The organism is Actibacterium sp., assembly GCF_041584535.1.
Lineage (GTDB): Bacteria > Pseudomonadota > Alphaproteobacteria > Rhodobacterales > Rhodobacteraceae > Actibacterium_D.
Genome location: NZ_JBFHDW010000208.1, coordinates 1 through 4871 on the forward strand (window position 1 = coordinate 1; position 4871 = coordinate 4871).

Genomic DNA, 4871 nt, shown 5'->3' on the forward strand with positions numbered 1-4871 from the left:
ATCAGGCTGCCTTCGGCCTGCACCGCCTCGCAGATCGGGCGCAGGTCAAGCGCTTCTTCCGGGTCATCGATTCTCGGACCTTCTGGATCGAATATGCCCTCGGCTTTGGGCGAAAACCCGCCGGTGACCAGAATCGCCGCCTCCCCCCGCGCCCGCTCAGAGTAAAAAGCGACCTGTTTGGCTATGCCGTCAGGCTCGGTTTCCAACCGCGTGTGCATCGACCCCATGATGACACGATTTCGCAATGTATGCTGGCCTGCGCGGATGGGCGAGAGCATGGTTTCAAAGCTTCCATCTGGTCTATTTTTCACTTTGGTTCTCCTCCTCAAAACTGCACTTGATATACATTCTAACATTTGTTAGATTTTTGGAAAGAAGATTTTCGCTCACGAGGAGGAGCACCGATGCAATTCCAGCCTACAGACGATCAGAAGGCGTTTCGCGAGACCGCAAAGCGCTTCGCAACTGAAAGGCTTTCGCCCACATATCAAGAACGCGCCAGCGGCCATACATTCGACCGTGCGCTGATCAAGGAGATGGGCGCACTGGGGCTGATCGGGGCCGATCTGCCCGAGGAATTCGGGGGTCTCGGCGAAAGCTCTGTCACGTCAGGGCTGATCGTCGAAGAGATCGCCTATGCCGATTTCAACGCAAGTTACGTGCAGCTTCTGGGCTCTCTCATGGGCGGAATGGTTGCCAAACATGCCTCCAAGGACATCGCGTCGGAATGGGTGCCCAAGGTTGTTTCGGGTGATGCGGTCATTGGCCTGGGCCTGACAGAGCCGCGCGGCGGTTCGGATGCGGCGAACCTGATTCTGAGGGCCGAGAAATCCGGCAACGGCTGGCGGCTGAACGGTGAAAAGACATCCATGAGTTTTGCCAGTCAGGCGGATGCGGCGGTCGTCTTTGCCCGTACCGGCGATCCTGACGGCGGCTCACGCGGGGTCAGCGCCTTTTTCGTCGATCTGAACCAGGAAGGCATCAAGCGCACCCATTTTGACGACATCGGCACCAAGCCTGTCGGGCGCGGCTCGGTTTTCTTTGACGATGTTTTCGTGCCGGCTGAAAACATGATGGCGGAACAGGACCGTGCCTTTGGCACGATCATGGCGGGCTTCGACTATTCCCGCGCACTGATCGGGCTGGAGTGCCTGGGGGCCGCGCAAGCGTCGGTGGATGAAACCTGGGCCTACGTTCAGGAGCGCGAGGCATTCGGAGCCCCGATCGTGCAGTATCAGGGTGTCAGCTTTCCCTTGGCCGAGGCCGAGACCCAACTGACCATGATGCGCCAGCTTTGCTATTACACGCTGGACCTGCGCGACCGTGGCCTGCCCCACACCTCTCAGGCCGCCATGTGCAAATGGTACCTGCCCAAAACCGCCTGCGAGATCCTGCACCAGTGCCTGATCCTGCACGGACATTACGGCTACACCACCGACCTGCCCCACCACCAGCGCTACAACGATGTGCTCGGCTTGCAGATCGGTGACGGCACCGCGCAGATCCAGAAGCTGGTGATCGCCCGCGAGAAGGTCGGTCGCATGGCGCTGCAGTATGACAAGAAGGCGAAGGGAGCCTCGAAATGAGCGACCCCATCCTCGTCACTTCCGAGGGCAACACCGGCATCATCGAACTGGCCCGCCCCGAGAAATTCAATTGCCTGTCACTTGAGGTGCATGAGCGTATTTCTGTCGCGCGTGCGGAATTCGAGGCGAACCCCGCTATTCGGGCGATCCTCATCCGGGCGCAGGGCAAGCACTTTTGCACCGGTGCCGATCTGGTGGAAGTGAAAGGTAAATTGAACGATCCCGCCGCGCTGGACCATTTCATCGCCTTTGGCATGAAAAACCTGCGTGCGCTCGAAACCTCCTCCCTCCCTGTCGTAGTCGCAGTGCAGGGGTTGTGTCTGGCCGGCGGGATCGAACTGATGCTGGCCTGCGACGTGTGCTTTGCGGCCGAAAGCGCCCAGTTTGGCGATCAGCATGCGCAATTCGGGCTGATTCCCGGTTGGGGTGGCTCGCAGCGGCTGACGCGGTTGATGGGGCAGCGCCGGGCGCTCGACCTGATGTTCTCGGCCCGCTGGCTCAAGTCGGACGAGGCCAAAGAGGCCGGCCTGGTCAACTACATCGTGCCGGATGCGGACCTGCACAAGATCTCGCTGGAATACTGCCAGAAGATCGCCACCCGCTCGCGTCCCGGCATCGCCGAGATGAAGCGGTTGGCGCGCGAAGGTGCGGACCTTGGTATCGACCAGCAGATGCGGCTTGAGCGCGATGCCGCGGTGCGTGCACTGCCCAGCGATGACGTGGCCGAGGGCCTCGACGCATTCGAGAACCGGCGCGCCCCCGAATTCAAGGCCTGAGGACGAAACATGGATTTCATTTTGAACGACGAACAACGCCAGATTTACGAGTATGGCGGCCAGCTGGCGCAGAAATACGACAATGCGTATTGGCTGGACCACGCGCGCAGGCATGAGTTCCCGCACGAGATGTTCAAGCAGATTGCCGATGACGGTTTCCTGGGCATCATGGTGCCCGAGGAATTCGGCGGCGCGGGCCTTGGTATGACCGAAATGGCCCTGTTCATGGAGGGCACCGCCAATCACGGCATTCCGCTTTTGATGATGGTGGTCGGGCCGACCATGTCGCTGGCCCATATCGCCAGCCACGGGAGCGAGTTCCACAAGAAAGAACTGCTGCCGGCTGCCTGCCGCGGTGATATCCAGTTCTGTTTCGCGATCACCGAACCGGGGGCCGGGTCGAACACGATGAAGGCCACTACGCTGGCCAAGCGTCGAGGCAACCGGTTCAGCCTGTCGGGCGAAAAGACCTTCATCACCGGGGCCGAAGTGGCCGACTACTGCCTCGTGGTGGCGCGGACCAAACCGCATACCGAGGTCAGCCGCAAGACCGACGGCTTTACCCTGTTCGCCGTGGATCTGAAGAAAAAAGGCGTCCACAAGCAGCGGGTGAAGATCTCGATCCCCCTGCCCGAGGAGCAGTGGACACTGTTCTTCGACGATGTGGATCTCGGCCCCGAGGATGTGGTCGGCGAGGTGGACGAAGGGTTCTCGATCCTGTTCGACAGCCTCAACCCCGAGCGTATTATCCTGGCCGCCTTGTGCTGCGGCATCGGCCGGTTCGCCCTGAACAAGGGCGTGGCCTATGCCTCCGAGCGCAATGTGTTCGGCCAACCCATCGGTGCGCACCAGGGCGTGCAGCATCCGATGGCCAAGGCGCATACGGCAGTCGAAATGGCCAGTCTGATGACCCGGCGCGCGGCATGGGAGTTCGACAACAAGCTGCCTGCCGGTGCGTCGTCGAACATGGCGAAATATGCCGCCGCCGAAGCCGGGATCGAAGCGGTCGACGCGGCGCTTCAGGCGCATGGTGGATCGGGCTTTACCGAAGATACGGGACTTTACGAAATGTACCCGCTGGTCCGCCTGCTGCGCACAGCGCCGGTGAACCGCGAACTGTGCCTGAGCTTTATCGGCGAAAAGGTCATGGGCCTGCCACGATCCTATTGATCGCCACGGCTAGGAACGGAGAACGACATGCAATTTGGAATGCGCTTCCGGCGGGAGGATGCCGCCGACAAGGTAAATGATCGCTTCTGGCACGCGATCGAGGGCACGCCGCTCGACGAGGTGCGCCGTATTCAGGAAGAGCGACTGCGCGATCAGATGGCCTATCTCAAGGCAAACTCGACTTTCTATCAGGAGAAGTTCGCGAAAGCCGGTGTGGAATTCGACGATATCCGCACCATCGAAGACCTGCAGAAACTGCCCTATACCTACAAGACCGAGATCCGCGAAAGCCTGGCCGCCGATCCGCCGTTCGGCAAACACCGCGCCGCGCCCATGTACGAGATCATCCAAATGCAGGCATCGTCGGGCACGACCGGCAGCCCCTCATATGTGGCCCTGACCGAATCCGACGCCGAAATGTGGCACGAGATGACGGCACGCTGTTTCTTTGCCAATGGCGTGCGGCCGGGCGACATGGTGCTGCACGCGTTTTCGCTCGCCAAGGGCTTTGTCGGCGGCATCCCCGTGATGCAGGGATTGCAGTACATGGGCACGATCGATGTCCCGGTGGGCGCCGATGGCGGTGCGGAACGGCTGCTGCGCGCCTGCGCCGACACCCGCACGCGTTGCGTGGTCGGCGCCCCGAACTTTGTGCTGCACCTGGCCGAAAAGGCTCCCGAGGTACTTGGCTGCAAGGCCAGCGAACTGGGTATCGAGCGCGTGATCGTCGGCGGCGAACCCGGCGGCGGCATTCCCGCAATTCGGGCAAAGATCGAAAAGGCCTGGGGTGCGAAATGCACCGAGATGCTGGGCGGCACCGATCTGGGCGTGACATACTGGGCCGAGTGCGACGCCCAGTCGGGTATGCACATGGTCAACATGGATTATGTCCTGACCGAGCTGCTCGACCCGGAGAGCGGCAGGATCATTCCCTGGAAAAAAGGCGCAGAAGGCGAGATGGTCTATACCGCGCTCGGCCGCCAGGCGAGCCCGCTCGTGCGGTTCCGGTCAGGCGATTATATCGAAGTGATCGATACCGAATGCTCCTGCGGCCGCACCGGACCGAAGATCCGCTGCACCGGCCGCACCGACGACATGCTGATCGTGCGCGGGGCCAATGTCTTCCCGTCGGCGATCAACAGCATCGTTACCGAAATGGTGCCGGACACCAACGGCGTCATGCGCATCGTGGCCGATTTCGAGGGCCATACCACGCAGGGCGCGCTGACGGTGATTGTCGAACGCGGCCCCGGTCGTGATCCGGCCGATGACGCCGCCCTCAAGAAGAAGATCGAGCAACGCCTGCGCGACGCGCTTGTCTTCAAGGCCGACGTTCACC

At 61.3% G+C, this 4871-nt stretch carries 4 protein-coding genes and 1 pseudogene; 4 read left to right on the plus strand and 1 reads right to left on the minus strand.

Annotation, left to right across the window (positions count from 1 at the left end; translation table 11 throughout):
• Nucleotides 1–311: pseudogene (fadH, locus tag ABYW26_RS10595) on the minus strand (NADPH-dependent 2,4-dienoyl-CoA reductase); the annotation flags it as partial.
• Between the two features lie 93 nt (nt 312–404).
• Between fadH and ABYW26_RS10600 the strand changes: the two are divergent.
• The 4 genes from ABYW26_RS10600 to ABYW26_RS10615 form a co-directional block, all read left to right on the plus strand.
• The gene (locus ABYW26_RS10600; protein ID WP_028288573.1) at nt 405–1586 is read left to right on the plus strand and encodes an acyl-CoA dehydrogenase family protein; all 1182 of its coding nucleotides are present in this window, start codon (nt 405–407) and stop codon (nt 1584–1586) included.
• Nucleotides 1583–2362: an enoyl-CoA hydratase/isomerase family protein gene (locus tag ABYW26_RS10605; protein WP_028288574.1), complete on the plus strand. Its 780-nt coding sequence runs from the start codon at nt 1583–1585 to the stop codon at nt 2360–2362. The genes ABYW26_RS10600 and ABYW26_RS10605 overlap by 4 nt, the downstream gene beginning before the upstream one ends.
• Before the next feature lie 9 nt (nt 2363–2371).
• Entirely contained in the window at nt 2372–3532 is a 1161-nt protein-coding gene (locus ABYW26_RS10610) for an acyl-CoA dehydrogenase family protein (RefSeq protein WP_028288575.1), read from the plus strand.
• Between the two features lie 27 nt (nt 3533–3559).
• The coding region (locus ABYW26_RS10615) for a phenylacetate--CoA ligase family protein (protein WP_372604815.1) at nt 3560–4871 on the plus strand (1312 nt) is incomplete at its 3' end.

What these genes read in the sequence shown, in the direction of transcription:
- ABYW26_RS10600 (WP_028288573.1), top strand. Translation starts at nt 405, where the DNA reads ATGCAATTCCAGCCTACAGACGATCAGAAGGCGTTTCGCGAGACCGCA.
- ABYW26_RS10605 (WP_028288574.1), top strand. Translation starts at nt 1,583, where the DNA reads ATGAGCGACCCCATCCTCGTCACTTCCGAGGGCAACACCGGCATCATC.
- ABYW26_RS10610 (WP_028288575.1), top strand. Translation starts at nt 2,372, where the DNA reads ATGGATTTCATTTTGAACGACGAACAACGCCAGATTTACGAGTATGGC.